Source organism: Alicyclobacillus macrosporangiidus CPP55 (assembly GCF_000702485.1).
GTDB lineage: Bacteria > Bacillota > Bacilli > Alicyclobacillales > Alicyclobacillaceae > Alicyclobacillus_H > Alicyclobacillus_H macrosporangiidus_B.
The window spans coordinates 2202440-2222941 of sequence record NZ_JNIL01000001.1 but is presented as its reverse complement, the minus strand read 5'-3'; the positions used below and the strand labels follow the sequence as shown (position 1 = coordinate 2222941).

14 protein-coding genes and 3 rRNA genes are annotated in these 20502 nt (G+C 61.2%); 16 read left to right on the top strand and 1 reads right to left on the bottom strand.

Annotation, left to right across the window (positions count from 1 at the left end):
- Window positions 1-17: 17 nt before the first annotated feature.
- The 8 genes from folP (at window position 18) to rrf (ending at window position 9454) form a co-directional block, all read left to right on the top strand.
- On the top strand, window positions 18-839 hold the full coding sequence (folP, locus tag N687_RS0111085) for a dihydropteroate synthase (RefSeq protein WP_051663162.1): 822 nt from the start codon (window positions 18-20) through the stop codon (window positions 837-839).
- On the top strand, window positions 832-1341 hold the full coding sequence (folK, locus tag N687_RS0111080) for a 2-amino-4-hydroxy-6-hydroxymethyldihydropteridine diphosphokinase (protein ID WP_029421916.1): 510 nt from the start codon (window positions 832-834) through the stop codon (window positions 1339-1341). The genes folP and folK overlap by 8 nt, the downstream gene beginning before the upstream one ends.
- Window positions 1322-1651 carry a helix-turn-helix domain-containing protein gene (locus N687_RS23100; protein ID WP_081841323.1) on the top strand — a complete coding sequence of 110 codons (330 nt, stop codon included), beginning with the start codon at window positions 1322-1324 and terminating at the stop codon, window positions 1649-1651. Before folK ends, N687_RS23100 begins: the two co-directional genes overlap by 20 nt.
- A gap of 243 nt (window positions 1652-1894) precedes the next feature.
- Window positions 1895-2371, top strand: coding sequence for a transcription elongation factor GreA (gene greA / locus N687_RS0111070; protein WP_029421914.1), 477 nt, complete (start codon window positions 1895-1897; stop codon window positions 2369-2371).
- 169 nt (window positions 2372-2540) lie between these two features.
- Window positions 2541-4025 carry a lysine--tRNA ligase gene (lysS, locus tag N687_RS0111065; protein ID WP_029421913.1) on the top strand — a complete coding sequence of 495 codons (1485 nt, stop codon included), beginning with the start codon at window positions 2541-2543 and terminating at the stop codon, window positions 4023-4025.
- Window positions 4026-4631: 606 nt separating this feature from the next.
- Window positions 4632-6184 (top strand): 16S ribosomal RNA (locus N687_RS0111060).
- A 146-nt stretch (window positions 6185-6330) separates the two neighbouring features.
- Window positions 6331-9287 (top strand): 23S ribosomal RNA (locus tag N687_RS0111055).
- A 50-nt stretch (window positions 9288-9337) separates the two neighbouring features.
- Window positions 9338-9454: ribosomal RNA gene (gene rrf, locus N687_RS0111050) — 5S ribosomal RNA — on the top strand.
- The 16S, 23S and 5S rRNA genes sit together here, the layout of an rRNA operon.
- Before the next feature lie 780 nt (window positions 9455-10234).
- On the opposite strand, the gene N687_RS0111045 is transcribed toward rrf, so the two are convergent.
- On the bottom strand, window positions 10235-10825 hold the full coding sequence (locus tag N687_RS0111045) for a TetR/AcrR family transcriptional regulator (RefSeq protein WP_029421912.1): 591 nt from the start codon (window positions 10823-10825) through the stop codon (window positions 10235-10237).
- Window positions 10826-11206: 381 nt separating this feature from the next.
- On the opposite strand from N687_RS0111045, the gene N687_RS0111040 reads away from it, so the two are divergent.
- The 8 genes from N687_RS0111040 (at window position 11207) to N687_RS0111005 (ending at window position 20484) form a co-directional block, all read left to right on the top strand.
- Entirely contained in the window at window positions 11207-11704 is a 498-nt protein-coding gene (locus N687_RS0111040; protein WP_051663161.1) for a CtsR family transcriptional regulator, read from the top strand.
- A gap of 31 nt (window positions 11705-11735) precedes the next feature.
- A complete protein-coding gene (locus N687_RS0111035; protein WP_029421910.1) occupies window positions 11736-12272 on the top strand; it encodes a UvrB/UvrC motif-containing protein in 537 nt (178 codons plus the stop codon).
- Between the two features lie 11 nt (window positions 12273-12283).
- Entirely contained in the window at window positions 12284-13363 is a 1080-nt protein-coding gene (locus N687_RS0111030; RefSeq protein WP_029421909.1) for a protein arginine kinase, read from the top strand.
- Complete coding sequence (locus N687_RS0111025) at window positions 13360-15804, top strand: ATP-dependent Clp protease ATP-binding subunit (protein WP_029421908.1); 2445 nt, start codon at window positions 13360-13362, stop codon at window positions 15802-15804. Before N687_RS0111030 ends, N687_RS0111025 begins: the two co-directional genes overlap by 4 nt.
- Window positions 15805-15993: 189 nt before the next feature.
- Window positions 15994-17370, top strand: coding sequence for a DNA repair protein RadA (gene radA / locus N687_RS0111020; protein ID WP_029421907.1), 1377 nt, complete (start codon window positions 15994-15996; stop codon window positions 17368-17370).
- Window positions 17371-17373: 3 nt separating this feature from the next.
- Window positions 17374-18453: a DNA integrity scanning diadenylate cyclase DisA gene (gene disA, locus N687_RS0111015; RefSeq protein WP_029421906.1), complete on the top strand. Its 1080-nt coding sequence runs from the start codon at window positions 17374-17376 to the stop codon at window positions 18451-18453.
- A 50-nt stretch (window positions 18454-18503) separates the two neighbouring features.
- Entirely contained in the window at window positions 18504-19232 is a 729-nt protein-coding gene (pssA, locus tag N687_RS0111010; RefSeq protein ID WP_029421905.1) for a CDP-diacylglycerol--serine O-phosphatidyltransferase, read from the top strand.
- A gap of 166 nt (window positions 19233-19398) precedes the next feature.
- Window positions 19399-20484, top strand: a complete 1086-nt coding sequence (locus N687_RS0111005) for a PIN/TRAM domain-containing protein (protein ID WP_029421904.1) — start codon at window positions 19399-19401, stop codon at window positions 20482-20484.
- Window positions 20485-20502 lie beyond the last annotated feature (18 nt).

Below are 20502 nucleotides of genomic sequence, written 5' to 3'. Positions count from 1 at the left end.
GCCAGGGAGGTGGGAATGTGCCGGACAGGAATCGGCGGAATGTGGCGAGCGGCGGTGGGACATCGTCCAAGACGTTGGTGATGGGGATCGTCAACGTGACGCCGGACTCGTTCTCGGACGGGGGGCGGTTTTACGATCCGAAGGACGCCATCGAGCATGCGTACCGCCTGGTGGAGGAAGGCGCGGACGTGATCGACGTCGGCGCGGAGAGCACCCGGCCGGGGTGCACACCGGTACCGGAAGACGAGGAGTGGCGGCGGTTGGAACCGGTCCTGCGGGAGCTGTGCGCCCACGCGCCCGTACCCATTTCCGTGGACACGTTCAAGGCGGCGACGGCCGCGCGGGCCCTCGAGTTGGGGGCGGACATTATCAATGATGTCTGGGGCGGATTGGCCGATCCCCGCATGTTGCAGGTCGTGGCCGACGCGGGCTGTGTGTATATCTGGATGCACAACCGTCGAGAGCCTGCACCCGAGCGGGTCTTCGATGTCCTCGTCGAGGAGACCCGCGCAGGCGTCGCCCGCTGCCTGGAAGCGGGGATCGCAGAGGACAAGCTGTGGATCGATCCGGGGATCGGATTTGCGAAGACGTACGATCAGAACCTCCAAATCTTGCGCCGTCTCTCCGAATACTGTGCACTGGGATGGCCAGTGCTCTTGGGGACGAGCCGCAAGGGCGTGATCGGCAGGACGTTGGGGACGAGCCCTGCCGACCGGCTGGAAGGCTCGCTCGCGACGGTGGCTTGGGGAGTCGCCGCAGGGGTGCGGATGGTCCGTGTCCACGATGTTTTGGCGACGGTGAGAACGTGCAGAATGGTGGAGGCCATCCGGGATGCGTGAGACTGATCCCGAGCTGCACACGGTGTACCTGAGCTTGGGCAGCAATCAGGGCTCGCGTGTGCGCCACCTGCTCGGCGCTTTGGATGAACTGCACCGCATGGCGGTGGGGCCGGTGGTCTGCTCGCGCGTGTATGAAACGCGGCCGGTGGGGTACCTCCTGCAGCCCGATTTTTTGAATATGGTGGTGCGTATGCAGGTCGCGATGCGGCCGCTGCCCCTGCTCGGTGCGCTCCACGCGATAGAACAGCGGTTCGGCAGAGTCCGGGAGATCCGGTTCGGGCCGCGGACGCTGGATTTGGATATCCTTTTGTACGACCAGGAGTACATTTGTTTTCGTACGCTGCAGATCCCGCACCCGCGGATGTGGACGCGCGGATTTGTCCTCATTCCGTTGGCTGACTTGGCACCTGGCCTGCGGGGGCCCGGTGGCCGGACGGTGCGGGAAATGGCGGACGCGATGGCCAAGGACGGGGGGGTGCGCGATGTCGGACGTATTTGCTAGGCGGCTGCGGGCGTACCGAAAACTGAAACATTGGACCCAGGCGGAATTGGCGGCCGCCGCAGGAGTGAGTGTCGCCATCATCGGCGGATTGGAGCGAGGGACGCGCGCGCCGACACCGGCATTGGTACAGCGGCTGACCGAGATTCTGCACGTGACCGAGGCGGAACTGCTCGGTGCCTCGCCACAGGTGGGCGGGGCGATGGTGTCGGGGGCGGAAGCGCCTCAACGTGGGGATGACAAAGGCGGCGATCGCGGTGCAGGCGACGGGTCAAGCGGGGATCGAAGGAGAAAGCCGGATAAATCTGGCTGATAATTCTCGCCGGAAGTTTAAGAGAATTTTACAACTACCGGTCTTTGGCTGCACATGAATGCGTTGACATCCCGGGGACCGCTCTCTATAATTGCGCATAGACGACGCAACCGACCCGTGATCGCAACACTGTTAGTACGCTTTCGGTACTGGCAGTGTTTTCACACTTCGGGACAAGAATATTCAGATGTCACCAAGGCATATGTACAGGGGTATCACAGCGGTTGCAAAGGAGAGACCTGAATGGCTGACAAGGAAGTCCTGCTGACGCCGGAAGGCCTGCAGAAACTTGAGGAGGAACTGGAGCACCTGAAGAGCGTGAAGCGCCGCGAGGTGGCGGAACGGATCAAGCTCGCCATCAGCTACGGTGACATCAGTGAGAACTCCGAGTACGAAGACGCCAAGAACGAACAAGCCTTTATTGAAGGGCGGATCATGACCCTGGAAAAAATGCTGCGCAATGCGCGCATCATCCAGGACAACGACGTGAACACCGACGTGGTCAGCATCGGATCGACGGTTCGACTGCGTGACATCGAGTTTGACGAAGAAGTCGAGTACACCATTGTGGGGTCCGCTGAAGCGGATCCGGCGAGCAACAAGATCTCCAACGAGTCGCCGGTGGGGCGCGCGCTGCTCGGCAAGTCCATCGGATCGGTGGTGGAAGTCGCCGTTCCGGCTGGGACGATTCAGTTCAAGATCCTCAGCATCAAGCGCTGAACGTCCGTGAGCGGATAGCGGAGGATGGACGGTTCGGGCACATGGTCCTGCCGACGTGTCCGCAAGCGGACAGGCTTCGTGGTATGATGATCATCAGACTGAGCTGTGACGGGCGAGGGTGGGGAAGCTCCCCGACCTCGTCCGTTTCGTTGGACTGGAGAGGTGAGTTGTGGACGAGCGGGACCTGTATCAGACGCGCATCAATAAGCTGAGGGAATTGGAATCCCGCGGGATCGATCCGTTTGGGCATCGTTACGAAGTGACCCATCACGCGGCTGACATCCTGGCGTTTGGTGCGGACAAGTCCAAGGAAGAGTTGGATGAAATCGGGCTGCGCGTCCGCATCGCCGGGCGGATGATGGTACGCCGGGGCCACGGAAAGGCGACGTTTGCCGTCCTTCAGGACCGCACCGGGAGCATTCAGATTTACGCCAAGTACGACGTCCTGGGGAAGGATATGTACGAGGTGTTTCAACTGCTGGATCTGGGTGACTTCCTGGGTGTGGAGGGCCCGGTCTTTCGGACCAACCGGGGCGAGATCACGGTGCTGGCGGAATCCATCACGGTGCTCGCCAAGTCGCTGCGGCCGCTCCCGGAGAAGTGGCACGGTCTGAAGGACGTCGAACGCCGCTACCGGCAGCGGTATCTGGATCTCATTGTGAATCCGGATGTCCGCGAGACGTTCATCGCCCGGTCGAAGATCGTGCAGGCGATGCGGCGATTTTTGGATGACCGGGGCTTTCTGGAAGTGGAGACGCCGACGCTGCACACGGTGGCCAGCGGTGCCCACGCCCGGCCTTTTGTGACGCACCACAATGCGCTGGATATGACATTGCACCTGCGGATCGCGCTGGAGCTGCACCTGAAGCGGCTCATCATCGGCGGCTTGGAGCGGGTGTACGAGATCGGGCGGGTGTACCGGAACGAAGGCGTGTCCACGCGACACAATCCAGAGTTCACGATGCTGGAGCTGTATCAGGCGTACGCCGACTTCCACGACATCATGGATCTCACGGAGGACATGATCCGTTACATTGCGCAGGAGGTCAACGGCACGCTGGAGATCCCCTACGGGGACGAGGTGGTGCACCTCGACGGACCGTGGGCTCGCCGGCACATGGTCGATCTGATCCGCGAACACACCGGCGTCGATTTCTGGGGCGTCCACTCCACGGAGGAGGCGCGGGCGCTGGCGGCCGCCCATGGGGTGAACATCACCCCGGGAATGGAATACGGGCATATTGTCAACGAGTTCTTCGAGCAGAAGGTCGAGGACAAGCTCATTCAACCGACCTTCGTGTATGGACATCCGGTCGAAGTGTCCCCGCTGGCGCGAAAGAACGCGCAGGATCCGAGGTTCACGGACCGCTTCGAACTGTTCATCGTCGGCAGGGAGCATGGCAACGCGTTCACCGAGCTGAACGATCCCATCGACCAACGGCAACGGTTTGAACAGCAGGCGCGCGAGAAGGCAGCGGGGAACGACGAGGCGCTCGAGATCGACGAGGATTTCCTGACGGCCATGGAACACGGAATGCCGCCGACGGGCGGGCTGGGCATCGGCGTGGATCGCTTGGTCATGCTGTTGACCAACCAGCCCTCCATCCGTGACGTGCTGTTGTTCCCGCTGATGCGGGAGCGGACCGAAGACTAGGGTGAGCGTTGCCTCCGATGCTACCCTGAACGGGGTCTGGACAGGCGGGTAGGTGGCTTGGATGGGCTCTGGACTGGAGTTGGAAGTGCACGGAGCCAGGGCCAGTCCGAATCCTTCGAGGCTGTTGCTCGGGCTCGCTGTCAGCTTCGAGTACGGTCGCCTTCGAATACGCGGGACGTCGCAGTGCGGCGTCCCGTTCTGTTCGCACGGGGTTTGTGCTGAACGGTGGGCGATCGATATGGCGCTTTCCTGATTTTTACCTGTTGATCTCACGGCGCGGGCGTGGTATATTACTCGACGTCGCTGCTGCGACGGCTGTGGCGTCGGCACCGTTGCTGGCGGCATGGCTGCGACGGCCACGGCGCCGGTCAGGCGATCGGGTGCCGGGCAGCGGAGCCATCCAGAGGGGATCATGCGAGTGGAAGCCTTCCAGAGAAGGCTGCCCAAGCGGAGGTCCTCCAAAAACCCCCACTTCCCATCGAGGATGCGGTGTGGTAAGATGGATGGCGCCGTTGAGAGCGGCGAAGTGAGAAAGCGACTGGTTCCTTGAAAACTGAACACGCCATGAGAGCGAACGTACGAAGTGATTCGCGAGAATCACAGGATAGGTTTGAGAGTTTGATCCTGGCTCAGGACGAACGCTGGCGGCGTGCCTAATACATGCAAGTCGAGCGGGTTTCAAGGGGCTTGCCCCTTGGAGCCAGCGGCGGACGGGTGAGTAACACGTGGGCAATCTGCCTGTCAGACCGGAATAACGCCTGGAAACGGGTGCTAATGCCGGATAGAGCAATGGGCAGGCATCTGCCTGTTGGGAAAGGCGCAAGAGCGCTGCTGACAGAGGAGCCCGCGGCGCATTAGCTAGTTGGCGGGGTAACGGCCCACCAAGGCGACGATGCGTAGCCGACCTGAGAGGGTGACCGGCCACACTGGGACTGAGACACGGCCCAGACTCCTACGGGAGGCAGCAGTAGGGAATCTTCCGCAATGGGCGCAAGCCTGACGGAGCAACGCCGCGTGAGCGAAGAAGGCCTTCGGGTTGTAAAGCTCAGTCACCCGGGAAGAGCGACCTGCGGAGTGGAAAGCCGCAGGGGAGACGGTACCGGGAGAGGAAGCCCCGGCAAACTACGTGCCAGCAGCCGCGGTAATACGTAGGGGGCGAGCGTTGTCCGGAATCACTGGGCGTAAAGCGTGCGTAGGCGGTCAAGCAAGTCCGAGGTGAAAGACCGAGGCTCAACCTCGGGGTGGCCTTGGAAACTGTTTGACTTGAGTGCTGGAGAGGCAAGGGGAATTCCACGTGTAGCGGTGAAATGCGTAGATATGTGGAGGAATACCAGTGGCGAAGGCGCCTTGCTGGACAGTGACTGACGCTGAGGCACGAAAGCGTGGGGAGCAAACAGGATTAGATACCCTGGTAGTCCACGCCGTAAACGATGAGTGCTAGGTGTTGGGGGGGTTACCCTTCAGTGCCGAAGGAAACCCAATAAGCACTCCGCCTGGGGAGTACGGTCGCAAGACTGAAACTCAAAGGAATTGACGGGGGCCCGCACAAGCAGTGGAGCATGTGGTTTAATTCGAAGCAACGCGAAGAACCTTACCAGGGCTTGACATCCCCCTGACAGCGCTAGAGATAGCGTTTCCCTTCGGGGCAGGGGAGACAGGTGGTGCATGGTTGTCGTCAGCTCGTGTCGTGAGATGTTGGGTTAAGTCCCGCAACGAGCGCAACCCTTGACCTGTGTTACCAGCGCGTAAAGGCGGGGACTCACAGGTGACTGCCGGCGTAAGTCGGAGGAAGGTGGGGATGACGTCAAATCATCATGCCCTTTATGTCCTGGGCTACACACGTGCTACAATGGGCGGTACAACGGGAGGCGAGGCCGCGAGGCGGAGCAAAACCCTGAAAGCCGCCCCCAGTTCGGATTGCAGGCTGCAACTCGCCTGCATGAAGCCGGAATTGCTAGTAATCGCGGATCAGCATGCCGCGGTGAATACGTTCCCGGGCCTTGTACACACCGCCCGTCACACCACGAGAGTCGGCAACACCCGAAGTCGGTGAGGTAACCCTCGCAAGAGGGAGCCAGCCGCCGAAGGTGGGGCTGATGATTGGGGTGAAGTCGTAACAAGGTAGCCGTATCGGAAGGTGCGGCTGGATCACCTCCTTTCTACGGAGCAAGGAGCTCTCAGGCGTGTTCGGTTTTGAGGGGGCGAGACCCGTGGGAGACCATGGGGGTAGCTTTCTCGATGTACCTTGGAAACTGGATACCGAGAGACGCTTCTGACGTGGAAACGTCAGGGGTGACCTGCGACAGGTGAAGATAGGAAGGGCGCACGGTGGATGCCTAGGCGCCAGGAGCCGATGAAGGACGGGGCGAACGCCGATACGCCACGGGGAGCTGTAAGCGAGCGTCGATCCGTGGATGTCCGAATGGGGGAACCCACCGGCCGTCATGGGCCGGTACCTTGCACTGAATGCATAGGTGCAAGGGGGCAACCGGGGGAACTGAAACATCTCAGTACCCCGAGGAGAAGAAAACAAGCGTGATTCCGCAAGTAGTGGCGAGCGAACGCGGAGGAGCCCAAACCAGCGCGGTGTGAGAGGTTGCAGCCGTTGCCGCGTTGGGGTAGCGGGGCATACAGGCAAGCCGCTGCAACGGCTTGACGGAGTGAGAAACTGCATGGGTAGCCGAACGGCATGGGAAGGCCGGTCGTAGAGGGTGAGAACCCCGTAGGCGAAACCGATGCAGCTCCGGAGTATGACCCCAAGTACCGCGGGACACGAGGAACCCCGTGGGAATCCGGGAGGACCACCTTCCAAGGCTAAATACTCCCTGGCGACCGATAGTGGAGAGTACCGTGAGGGAAAGGTGAAAAGTACCGCGGGAGCGGAGTGAAAGAGAACCTGAAACCGTGTGCCTACAATCAGTCGGAGCACGCGTTGGCGTGTGACGGCGTGCCTTTTGTAGAATGAACCGGCGAGTGATGTTAGCGGGCGAGGTTAAGGCGAAAAGCCGGAGCCGAAGCGAAAGCGAGTCTGAAAAGGGCGCAAGTCCGCTGACATGGACCCGAAACCGGGTGATCTACCCCTGGCCAGGGTGAAGTGCGGGTAACACCGCATGGAGGCCCGAACCCACCGGCGTTGAAAAGCCGGGGGATGAGCTGGGGGTAGGGGAGAAATTCCAATCGAACTCGGAGATAGCTGGTTCTCCCCGAAATAGCTTTAGGGCTAGCGTCAAGTGGACAGAGGCGGAGGTAGAGCACTGATTGGGTGCGGGGCCCGGCCAGGGTTACCAAGCTCAGTCAAACTCCGAATGCCGCTTTGTGGGTGCTTGGCAGTCAGACTACGAGTGCTAAGATCCGTGGTCGAGAGGGGAACAGCCCAGACCAACAGCTAAGGTCCCGAAGTGCCAGTTGAGTGGGGAACGATGTGGCGGTGCACAGACAACCAGGATGTTGGCTTAGAAGCAGCCATCATTTAAAGAGTGCGTAATAGCTCACTGGTCGAGTGTCGCTGCGCGGAAAATGTAACGGGGCTAAACTGGCCACCGAAGCTTTGGATACGGAGACGTATGGTAGGGGAGCGTTCCGCTTGCGGGGAAGGTGAGCTGTGAGGCGAGCTGGAGCGAGCGGAAGAGAGAATGCCGGTATAAGTAGCGAAAAGACAGGTGAGAATCCTGTCCGCCGAAAGCCCAAGGGTTCCTGGGGAAGGATCGTCCGCCCAGGGTAAGTCGGGACCTAAGGCGAGGCCGAAAGGCGTAGTCGAAGGAGAACTGGTGGAAATTCCAGTACCACCTTGGCACGCTTGAGCGAAGGGGTGACGCAGGAGGCTCAGGGGAGCGGCCGGATGGAAGAGGCCGTCCAAGCAGCAAGCGGGGTGTGCAGGCAAATCCGCACACTGGTAACCGTGAGCTGTGATGGGGAGGGAAGGAAAGTACCGAAGCCCTGGGAGTCACACTGCCGAGAAAAGCCTCTAGCGAGTGACAAGGTGCCCGTACCGGAAACCGACACAGGTGGGCGCGTGGAGAACACGGAGGCGCGCGGGAGAACTCTCGTTAAGGAACTCGGCAAAATGGCCCCGTAACTTCGGGAGAAGGGGCGCTCTGTGAGAGCAGAGCCGCAGTGAAAAGGCCCAAGCGACTGTTTAGCAAAAACACAGGTCTCTGCGAAGCCGAAAGGCGACGTATAGGGGCTGACGCCTGCCCGGTGCTGGAAGGTTAAGAGGAGGGCTTAGGGAGAGATCCCGAAGGTCCGAATTGAAGCCCCAGTAAACGGCGGCCGTAACTATAACGGTCCTAAGGTAGCGAAATTCCTTGTCGGGTAAGTTCCGACCCGCACGAATGGCGTAACGACTTGGGCGCTGTCTCAACGAGAGACCCGGTGAAATTGTAATACCTGTGAAGATGCAGGTTACCCGCGGCTAGACGGAAAGACCCCGTGGAGCTTTACTGCAGCTTGATATTGGAGATGGGTATGTCATGTACAGGATAGGTGGGAGGCAGAGAAGTGTGGGCGCCAGCCTGCATGGAGCCGGCGTTGGGATACCACCCTTGAGATACCTGTTTTCTAACCTGATACCGTGGAGCCGGTATGGGGACAGTGTCAGGCGGGCAGTTTGACTGGGGCGGTCGCCTCCTAAAGGGTAACGGAGGCGCCCAAAGGTTCCCTCAGCGCGGATGGAAATCGCGCGGAGAGTGTAAAGGCAGAAGGGAGCTTGACTGCGAGACGGACAGGTCGAGCAGGGACGAAAGTCGGGCTTAGTGACCCGGTGGTTCTGAGTGGAAGGGCCATCGCTCAACGGATAAAAGCTACCCCGGGGATAACAGGCTGATCTCCCCCAAGAGTCCACATCGACGGGGAGGTTTGGCACCTCGATGTCGGCTCATCGCATCCTGGGGCTGAAGTCGGTCCCAAGGGTTGGGCTGTTCGCCCATTAAAGCGGTACGCGAGCTGGGTTCAGAACGTCGTGAGACAGTTCGGTCCCTATCTGCCGCGGGCGCAGGATACGTGAGAGGGGTCGTCCTTAGTACGAGAGGACCGGGACGAACCGACCGCTGGTGTCCCAGTTGTTCCGCCAGGAGCACCGCTGGGTAGCCAAGTCGGGGAAGGATAAGCGCTGAAAGCATCTAAGCGCGAAGCCAGCCTCAAGATAACGTATCCCATCCCGAAAGGGAGTAAGACCCCTTGAAGAAGACGAGGTAGATCGGTCCGGTGTGGAAGCGTGGTGACACGTGGAGCAGACGGATACGAATCGGTCGAGGGCTTCACCAGAAGCAGGGAAACTCGGTATCTGGTTTCGAGGGTGCAAAGACACCCTGAAGTCTGGTGGTCATAGCGGAGGGGAAACACGCGTACCCATCCCGAACACGACCGTTAAGCCCTCCAGCGCCGATGATACTCGGGGCGGGAGCCCCTGGGAAAGTAGGACGCCGCCAGGCGAGAGAGAAGGCCCGGCATGCACGGAAGGTGCAGGCCGGGCCTTTTGCTGTGTGGTGTGCGGCAGGCGTAGGCTTGTCATGGGCTTGTCGGGATTGATGCGCAGCGCGATCGCAAATGACGCCGATTGCGGCCGCGGCGGATGGCGGCTGGTCTGTGTTAACGTGAGGGCTCAGACGGGCGCCATGTCAGTCGGGACGGCTCAGCGGGGGAGAATGGGTGGGAATGGGGGATGAATGGGGTGTCAATGGGGGGCAAATGGGTGGTGAATGGGTGGTGAATGAGTTGACCGTGGTGCCGAGACCGCCCATTCGGTGAGCTGTAACAAACGAATTGCACTTATGGCACCCGAGGCTGGAATGAATACAAACGGTTTCGCCTTTATTCGCGGGCCTTGGGGCCGTGATAGTGACTGTTTTGCATGTAAGCGGGCGGACGGGGAATGGGGATGGAGCGGATAACGCGACGAAACCACCTTATGGTGTCGGCGGGGGTCCGAGTTAGTTCGAAACGTCCGCTATCGTGCTGGGTCCCCAGAGAATTAAGGTGGAAATCGTTTTTACCACCCAACGCGGCACTATGCCCCACCACGGCCAAAGGGGGTGGCGGGGTGGCACTGGGGTTAAGCGGGCGTCAACGCGCCCCTTGGATAACGCCCCGCATGACGGCGCATGACGGCTCCGCCCCCCTCCCCCGGACAATCCACCGCGGAACGGCACCGCCCCGTCACGGCATCGCCTCATCACGGCAACGCCCTACGCCACGGCATCGCCTCATCGACGTCAGGAGTTGCCCGCCGGCGTCCCCGCGAGGAGGCCGCGCAGGAACACGTCGGAGAACACCTGGGCGATCTGCTCCGCGGTCATCTCTCCGGATGTCTTGTACCAGCGGTACACCCAGTTACAGGCCCCCAGCAGCGCCAGAGCTGTCAGTTTCGGATGCTGCGTGCGGAATTCTCCGGTCTCCTGCCCTTCGCGGATGATATTTGTCCACAGTTCCAGATACCGGTCCGTGAGGGATTGAATCACCTTGTGCTGGTCTTCTCCGAGCGAAAAAGCTTCGCGCAACAGGACCGTGGTCGTCTGCAGGTTGGACACCGACACCGTGATGTGGTTTTCGATGGCACGCACCAGTTTCTCCCGGGCGGACAGGTCCGACGCGATCACCTGTTCCAGCTGATGGTTGAAATCACTGATGGCCTGATGGGCGATTTGGAGCAAAAGGTCTTCCTTCGAGTGGATGTAGTGATACAAGCTCCCTTTCTGAAGTCCCACCTCATCTGCGATGTCCTGCACAGAGGTCGCATGATACCCCTTCTGCTCAAACAGCTTCACAGCCGCACGGGCGATCTCTGCCTGTTTGTTGGAAGCCATACCCTTCGACAACCTTTCTCCCTGGAATCTCCCCGAACCCGCCGGGGAGCAGATGATTATCCATGCTTAAGGCACCCCGCTGCGCGAGAGTTCCGGTATTTCTGTCGGACCAGGTCACTGGCCGTCCAAGCCAAGCCGTCCACGCCAAGCGGAGACTGACGACAGTATACCAGAATCCTCTGGCAACCGGTGAAGCCCCGGAGCTCAGGTGGGGTGAATGTGCAGCCTCTGCACGGGAAAGGCTGAAAGACAGGCGCTTGCACTTTTTCGCTCATGCGCTATAATGAAGGTCAGAAATGGTCAAAGTCAACATCAGTCAAGGTCAGGTGTCCCACCGTGGATACTGCAGACCGTATTGGAGACGGGTGGTGAAGCGGTGCATTGGGGAACAATATTTCTGACATCATCGAACGTTACCTCAAGAGGATTTTGCAGCAGAGCCAATCCGGTGTCATCGAAGTGCAACGGAGTGAATTGGCCGAACTGTTCCAGTGCGTCCCTTCGCAGATCAACTATGTGATCAGCACCCGTTTTTCGGTCGATCACGGTTATATCGTCGAGTCCAAGCGAGGGGGCGGCGGGTACATTCGGATTCGCCGGATCGACCTCGATGAGCACGCGCCGTTGGTCACGCTCGTCCGATCCATGGGGAGCACCATCAGCCAACGTGAGGCGGAGAGCGTGATCGACCGTTTGCTTCGGGAACAGGTCGTCACCGAGCGTGAGGCGGCCATGCTGCGCGCGGCCATCCGCCGAGAAGTCCTGAATGTCGACCTGCCCTATCGCGATGAACTGCGCGCCCGGCTGATGACCCAAATGCTGCTGGCCTTGACCGCCGTGGTACAACGCGCCGAGGACGATGCCAAGCCACAGTGGTGAGGTGCCGAGGGCGACGAGGAGGGTGAAACCTGTGCTGTGTCAACGGTGTCAACAGCGTCCGGCCACCGTCCACTTCACGCAGGTGATTGGCGGTGACAAGACCGAATACCATTTGTGTGACCAGTGCGCACAGGAGAAAGGCGATCTCTTGAGCAAGGCGGCCCAGGCGTTTTCCTTCAATAGTTGGAATCCGTTTCAATTCAACCAGTTGCTGAGCGGCTTGTTGAACATGGAATCCTCACCAGGATTCGCGAGTCCGCCGTTGACACAACTGCGCTGCGACCACTGCGGATTGCCGTACAGCCAATTCACCAAGACCGGACGCTTCGGCTGCGCGCACTGCTACGACAGTTTTGAAGCCAGGCTTGAGCCGATGCTCCGGCGGATCCAGAGCAACACGACGCACACGGGGAAAGTGCCGTTGCGTGCGGGCGGACAAGTCAAGGTGAAGAAAGAGCTGCAGCGGCTGCGGCGCGAGTTGCAGCAGGCGGTCAGCCTCGAGCAGTTTGAGCATGCCGCCCGGCTGCGCGATGAGATCCGCAGGTTGGAACAGCAGTTGGAGGATTAGGGGGGCTGGGCATGTCACTGGGTGAATTTCTGCAGCGCGCCACGAGTCCCTGGATGCGAGAGGGCGGCCCGCAGGACGACATCGTGCTGACCAGCCGTGTTCGTATCGCCCGCAACCTCGAGGGCATCCCGTTTCCGCAGTTGGAAACGGACAGCCACGCGAACCAGGTGATTGAACGCGTCGCCAAGGCGTTGAACAGTCCTGCGGTGCGCAAACTGGGAGATTTTGAATTGGTCCGCTGCTCAGATCTGTCCGCCCTCGACCGGGCGGTGCTGGTGGAAAAGCACCTCATCAGCCGGGACCTCGCCGAAGAGGCGCGGCACGGTGCGGTGGCGCTACGGCAGGATGAGGTCATCAGCATCATGGTGAACGAGGAAGACCATCTGCGCATCCAATGCATCCTCCCGGGGATGCGGGTCGACGAGGCGTGGCGTCTGGCCAACACGGTCGACGACGCGCTGGAGTCCGAGTTGACGTGGGCCTTTCACGAGCGGTTGGGTTATCTCACCGCCTGCCCGACCAACGTGGGGACCGGAATCCGCGCTTCGGTGATGATGCACCTGCCCGGATTGGTCATCTCCGGCCAGATCAACCGCTTGTTGTCCGCCGTGTCGCAGGTCGGCCTGACCGTCCGCGGTCTGTACGGAGAGGGCAGCGAGGCGGCCGGAAATCTGTTTCAGGTGTCGAACCAGGTGACGCTGGGGGAATCCGAGCAGGAGATCATTCAGAACCTGACCGGGGTCGTGCTGCAGCTCATCGACCACGAACGCGCTGCGCGCAAGGCGCTGTTGCAGGCGAACCGGGAGGCGCTTGAAGATCGCGTCTGCAGATCCTTCGGTATCCTGGCTTACGCACGCCGGATGGATTCCAAGGAAACCCTGCAGCGGTTGAGCGATGTCCGATTGGGCATCGATCTCGGCATCATCAAAGGGGTGTCCTCCCGCATCCTGCAGGAGCTGTTGGTCATGACGCAACCGGCTTTTCTGCAAAAGTATTTCGGACAAGAGCTGTCCCCAGGGGAACGGGACGTCCGCCGGGCGGCCCTCATCCGCGAACGGCTCAGACTGGACGATACGGAGGTGCATGGTTGATGTACACACGGTTCACGGAGCGCGCGCAAAAGGTGTTGGCACTGGCGCAGGAGGAAGCGACCCGGCTCCATCACCCCGGTGTCGGGACGGAGCACATCCTCCTCGGGTTGGTCCGCGAAGGGGAGGGCATTGCCGCCAAGGCGCTGCAGGCTCTGGGTGTCAGCGCCGAAAAAGTGCAGGCCGAGGTGGAGAAGATCATCGGCCCTGGCCAGAGCCCCGTCAGCGCCATGACGTACACGCCGCGCGCCAAGCGCGTGATTGAGCTGTCCATCGACGAGGCGCGCAAGCTCAACCACTCGTATGTCGGGACGGAGCACATCCTGCTCGGCCTCATTCGGGAGGGAGAGGGCGTCGCGGCGAGGGTGCTGGCGAACTTGAACGTGAGCCTCAACAAGGCGCGACAGCAGGTGTTGCAGCTGCTCGGCGGGGACGCGGCGGATACGGCAACCGATAAGGACGCCGGCGCCGGGACACCGACCCTCGATTCGCTGGCCCGGGATCTCACGCAGATGGCCCGGGATGGCAAGCTCGATCCGGTGATCGGCCGCAGTAACGAGATCGAACGCGTGATCCAGGTGCTTTCCCGGCGGACGAAGAACAACCCGGTGCTGATCGGCGAACCGGGCGTCGGTAAGACGGCGATCGCCGAGGGCTTGGCGCAGCGCATCGTCAACGGCGACATCCCGGAGACGCTGCGCAACAAGCGGGTGATGGTGCTCGACATGGGGACCGTGGTCGCGGGGACGAAGTACCGCGGCGAATTCGAGGACCGGCTGAAGAAGATCACCGAGGAGATCCGGCATGCCGGCAACGTGATTCTCTTCATCGACGAGTTGCACACGCTGATCGGCGCCGGCGGCGCGGAGGGGGCCATCGACGCGTCGAACATCTTGAAACCAGCCCTCGCACGGGGTGAGCTGCAGTGCATCGGCGCGACGACCCTTGACGAGTACCGCAAGCACATCGAGAAAGACGCTGCGCTGGAGCGCCGGTTTCAGCCGATCATGGTCGACCAGCCGACCCCGGAGGAAGCCATCCAGATCCTGCGCGGTCTGCGCGATCGGTACGAGGCGCACCACCGCGTGAAGATCACGGACGAGGCGCTGGAAGCCGCGGTGCGGCTGTCCGACCGGTACATCACCGATCGCTTCTTGCCGGACAAGGCGATTGACCTGATTGATGAGGCGGCTTCCCGCGTCCGTCTTCGTACCCACACCGCGCCGCCGAACCTGAAGGAGTTGGAAGCGCGGCTGGAGCGGGTACGTAACGAGAAGGATGCCGCCGTGCAGAGCCAGGAGTTCGAAAAGGCCGCGGCGCTGCGGGACGAGGAGCAGAAACTGAAGAAGGAGCTGGAGGACCGCAAGGCCGAGTGGAAGCGCCGCCAGAGCGATCACGACGTCCAGGTGACGGCGGAGGACATCGCCCACATCGTTTCGGCTTGGACGGGGATCCCGGTCAAGCAGCTCGCCCAGGAGGAGTCCGAGCGGCTGATGAACCTGGAGAAGATCCTGCACGACCGGGTGATCGGCCAGGACGAGGCGGTGACGGCGGTGGCGCGCGCCATCCGGCGCGCCCGGGCCGGGCTCAAGGACCCGAAGCGCCCCATCGGATCGTTCATCTTCCTCGGACCGACGGGCGTCGGCAAGACGGAGTTGGCGCGGGCGCTGGCGGAGGCGATGTTCGGCGACGAGGACGCGATGATCCGGATCGACATGTCCGAGTTCATGGAGCGCCACTCGACGGCACGCTTGGTCGGAGCGCCTCCCGGATACGTCGGCTACGAGGAAGGCGGTCAACTGACCGAGAAGGTGCGGCGCAAGCCGTACTCGGTCGTGCTGCTCGACGAGGTGGAGAAGGCGCACCCGGAGGTATTCAACATCCTCCTGCAGGTGTTGGATGACGGCCGACTCACCGACGGTAAGGGACGCACCGTCGACTTCCGCAACACGGTCATCATCATGACGTCCAACGTCGGCGCGGAGACCATCCGCCGCGGCGGATCGCTCGGATTCAAGCCGGACACGAGCAGCGAGTACACCGATATGAAGACGAAGGTGTTGGATGAACTGAAGCGGACGTTCCGGCCGGAGTTCTTGAACCGAATTGACGAGATCATCGTGTTCCATCCGCTCAGCGAGGAGCACATCGCGCAGATTGTCGACCTGATGGTGCGCGACCTGCAGAAACGGCTGGCGGAGCAGAACATCTCGTTCACCTTGACCGAGGAGGCGAAGAAGTTCCTCGCCAAGGAAGGGTTCGATCCGCAGTACGGCGCCCGCCCGCTCAAGCGCGCCATCCAGCGGCACATCGAGGACCGGTTGTCGGAGGCGTTGCTCACGCAGCAAGTCAAACCAGGGGATTGGGTGGAGTTCGGCACGGACGGGAAGACGCTGGTGATTCAGCAGGTCCGCCCGGCAGAGTCCCCCGTCCCCCAGACCTGACCGGGGCCAGGAGGCACAGCCCAGGAGACCCGCGGTTGCACCGAAAATCAGGCCGCGGGTCTTCCTGTACCACGGCCGCTTGCGCTCGCGCGTTGCAGGTCTGCCCAGCGCGGGGATCGTTCTCGATGGCGAATGCCAGGTCCGCCTGCTTCCGGTATGATGGAGAAAGGCGAGAGCGGAGGTGGCGGGGTGGCCAAGACGAGCACCAAGTTTATCTGTCAATCGTGCGGGTATGAAGCCGTGAAATGGCACGGGCGGTGCCCGGGATGCGGTGAATGGAACACCATGGAGGAGACACTGGTGGAAGCGCCGCGCGGCCGGGGCCACCTGCGGGATCTGGTCCCGGGCGCGCCCGAGTCCCGGGCGCAGCCGATGAGCCAGATTCCGCCGGCGTCGGAGCAGCGGTTCAGCACCGGGATGAGCGAGTGCGATCGCGTGTTGGGCGGTGGGGTCGTGGCCGGTTCCCTCGTCTTGATCGGCGGGGATCCGGGCATTGGGAAGTCCACGCTGCTCTTGCAGATCGCGCACCATCTGGCGGTCGCCGGCCGTCGCGTGCTGTATGTCTCCGGCGAGGAATCTGCCGGGCAGCTGCGGCTGCGCGCGGAGCGGTTGGAGACGATGCACGAGAACGTCTATGTCCTGGCGGAGACGGATCTGGACGCTGCACTGCGGGCGGCGGACGAACTGCGCCCGGACCTGTTGATTGTCGACTCGATTCAGACGGTTTACCGTCCAGGGATGTCGTCAGCGCCTGGAAGCGTGTCCCAGGTGAAGGAATGTACCGGGCTCCTCCTCCGCGTGGCCAAGTCTTTCAATCTGGCGACGTTCATCGTCGGGCACGTTACGAAGGAAGGGAATCTGGCGGGACCTCGCATGCTTGAACACATGGTCGACGCGGTACTATACTTTGAAGGAGAACGTCACCATGCGTACCGTGTGCTGCGCGCGGTGAAGAACCGGTTTGGATCGACCAACGAACTGGCCATTTTCGAAATGAGACAGGAAGGTCTGCGGGAAGTTACCAATCCGTCCGAGATGTTTCTGTCGGAGCGTTCGGAGCGGGCTCCGGGGTCGGCGGTGGTCGCCGCACTGGAGGGCTCTCGGCCGCTCCTGCTTGAGGTTCAGGCCCTGGTGACGCCGACCAGTTTTGCCGCGCCAAGGCGCATGGCCACCGGTGCCGACCCCAACCGCACCCACTTGATCATCGCGGTTTTGGAAAAGCGGCTGGGTCTGCGCCTGCAGACGTCGGACGCCTATGTAAACCTGGCGGGCGGTGTACGTGTCGACGAACCCGCTATCGACCTGGGCGTGGCCATGGCGCTGGTCTCCAGCAGCAAGGACGTTCCGCTGCCGTCCGGTGACGTCTTCGTCGGCGAAGTCGGCCTGACCGGAGAAGTCCGGTCCGTCACTCGGCTGGAGCAGCGGGTGCGCGAAGCCGACAAGCTCGGATTCTCCCGCTGCATCGTCCCCGCTCACAGCCTGCGCGGGTGGCGGCAGAAGGGGAACATCCAAGTGGTCGGTGTTCACACGCTCTGGGACGCGATGCATCTCGCACTGCAGGGGTGAACTATGCGCGAGGATTCCAAGCGGGAAGCTGCAATCAATAAGATTCTGCGGATGGTGGCACCCGGCACCGTGTTGCGCGAGGGCATCGAGAACATCCTGCGAGCCAAGACCGGAGGCCTGATTGTGGTCGGCGCCTCGGACACGGTGCTGAGCTTCATCGATGGCGGTTTCCCCATCCAATGCGACCTGACGGCCTCCAATTTGTACGAGTTGGCCAAGATGGACGGCGCCATCATCGTCAGCGACGATCTCAAGAAGATCCTGTACGCAAACACCAACCTCAATCCGGATCACACCATCCACACCACGGAGACGGGCACGCGCCACCGCACCGCGGAGCGGGTGGCGAAGCAGACGGGCCAGCTGGTGATCTGCATCTCCCAACGCCGCAACGTGATCACGCTGTACCAGGGAAACTTCAAATACTCCCTGAAGGACATCGGGGTCATATTGAACAAGGCGAACCAGGCCATCCAGACGCTGGAGAAGTACAAGGCGGTGCTGGACCAAGCCTTGACGAACCTCAGTGCGCTGGAGTTCGAAGAGTTGGTGACACTTCAGGAAGTGACCCTGGTCCTGCAGCGATTCGAGATGGTGTTGCGCATAAAATCGGAGATCAAACGGTACATTACGGAGTTGGGCAGCGAGGGCCGGTTGATCAGCATGCAGCTGGACGAACTGGTGTCGCGGGTTGACGAGGAGGCGTATCTGCTGGTGAAAGACTACGCCTTGTTGCAACCGGACGAGACCCCGCACCAGGTATTGACCGCCATCCACGACCTGACGTCGGAGGAGCTGTTGGACGGGCATACGCTGGCGAAGCTGTTGGGTTATCCGAACACCAACAACATCGGAGACGAGCCAGTCTCTTCGCGCGGGTACCGGATCCTGAACAAGATTGCCCGCCTTCCGCAGCCGGTGATTGAGAACCTGGTGGAACACTTCAAAGATCTGTCACACATTTTGGCGGCGTCCATCGAAGAGCTCGACCAGGTCGAAGGCATCGGTGCGGTACGCGCGCGGGCCATCCGAGACGGACTGAAGCGGATTCAGGAACAGGTGTTCATCGATCGGCACATTTGAGCGGCCGCCGCTGCCGAACGTACGGCGTCGCAATCCCAAGGAGGATGAGCATGCTTATCAAGATGGTGCCCAGTCTGTTGACCGTCGGCAACCTGGTGCTCGGGATGGTGGCGCTGGTGTTGGCATTGCAAGGGTTCACCGCGGACGCGGCGCTTCTGGTGGTCATCGGCATGGTGTTGGACGGCATGGACGGCCGTGTCGCCCGCTGGCTGCAGGCGGAGAGCGCCTTTGGCAAGGAACTCGATTCGCTGTCGGACATCGTGACCTTCGGTGTCGCCCCTGCGCTGATCATGTACGAGGTGGTGCTTCAGAACGAAGGCTGGCCGGGGCTTGTGTTGGCGACGCTGTTCCCGGTGTGCGGGGCGCTGCGGCTGGCCCGGTTCAACGTGCAGACGAAGTCCACCCATTACTTCGTCGGGCTGCCCATCACCGCTGCCGGCGGGATCCTGTCCACGATGGCCCTGTACAAAAACGTGCTCTACCCGTCCGACGTGATCCTTCCCTTAGGGATGTTGGTTTTGGCCCTGCTGATGATCAGCCAGGTTCGGTACCCAAATTTCAAAAAGGTCGCCTTTCCGCGCTCCGCCATTGTCATGGTTCCTCTGCTCGCCATCTTGGTCTGCGCCGTGTTTCGCTACCAGCACAGCGCGGTCAATCGCCTCATCTTCATCCCCTTGGCCGTGTACGCGCTCTATGGCGTCGGGCGCATGATCCGGCGCCGCGGCGGGAAGTTCGAGGAAGCTCCGCGCGAGGCCAAACTGTTCAAAGAGACCAAGTGAGACGGGCGGTTGGCACATCTGTCAACCCTTGTTTTTTGACGGGATCGACGGCGGGTGTTACACTGGGTGTACCACCCCAAATATTTCTATATGCTCGTACGACTATGAGAAGGGAAGTTTGGCTCGAGTGATCTTTGCCCATACTGGTGATAGGAGGTGACGGATGATGGTAAAGAAGATGGTGCAGTTGTTCTTCGCGGTCATCGGGGTGGTGTTGGGATATGCATTTTCTCCGGACTTATTCAGGGTTGCCTTTCATCTGACCTATGCTCCGTTTAATTCCAAGTGGTTTGGGGCTGCGCTGGGGGGCAGCATCTTCGTGCTGTCGACGGTGTGGCTTGTCAATTATCTGACCACGCTCATCAAGTGGACCGAGGAACGGCTGCAGAAGGTCCCCTTGGCGGACACCCTCGGCGGGACCATCGGGATGGTGTTCGGTCTGCTGGTGGCGTATCTGTTCGCACCAGAGCTGCGCGTCATTCCGGTGGTGGGCCTGCCGTTGCAATTTTTTGTCAGCCTGCTGTTGGCGTATCTCGGTCTGCGCATCGGCTTCACGAAGCGCGAGGACCTGGTATCGTTGTTCGCGGGCCGGCTGACGCTCAAAGAGCGGGACAAAGACAAGAAAGGCGGCGGTTACCGCCCGGGCGAGGCGAAATTGCTGGATACCAGCGTCATCATCGACGGGCGGATCGCGGACTTGGTCCAGACGGGGTTCCTGGACGGCGTATTGGTCATCCCTTCGTTCGTCCTTGAGGAGTTGCAGCACATCGCCGACTCTTCGGACGTGCTCAAGCGCAACCGCGGCCGGCGAGGCCTCGACGTGCTCAACCGGATCCAGAAGGAGCAAAAGGTGAAAGTCAAGGTGATGGAGGTCGACTTCGAGGACCTGCAGGAGGTCGACTCGAAGCTGGTCCGGCTTGCCAAGCAGCTGCAGGGCAAAGTCGTCACGAACGATTTCAACTTGAATAAGGTCTGCGAGTTGCAGGGCGTACCCGTCCTCAACATCAACGATCTGGCCAACGCGCTCAAACCCATCGTGCTCCCAGGCGAGGAATTGACGGTGCAGGTGATTAAGGACGGGAAGGAGTACAATCAAGGGGTCGCCTATCTGGACGACGGCACGATGATTGTCATCGAAGGCGGACGCGAGTACATCGGGGCCAAGGTGGACGTCCTGGTGACCAGCGTGTTGCAGACATCGGCTGGCCGGATGATCTTCGCAAAGCCAAAGCTGTTGGAAAAAGCGCTGTGACGTGTGCGTCTGGGAGTG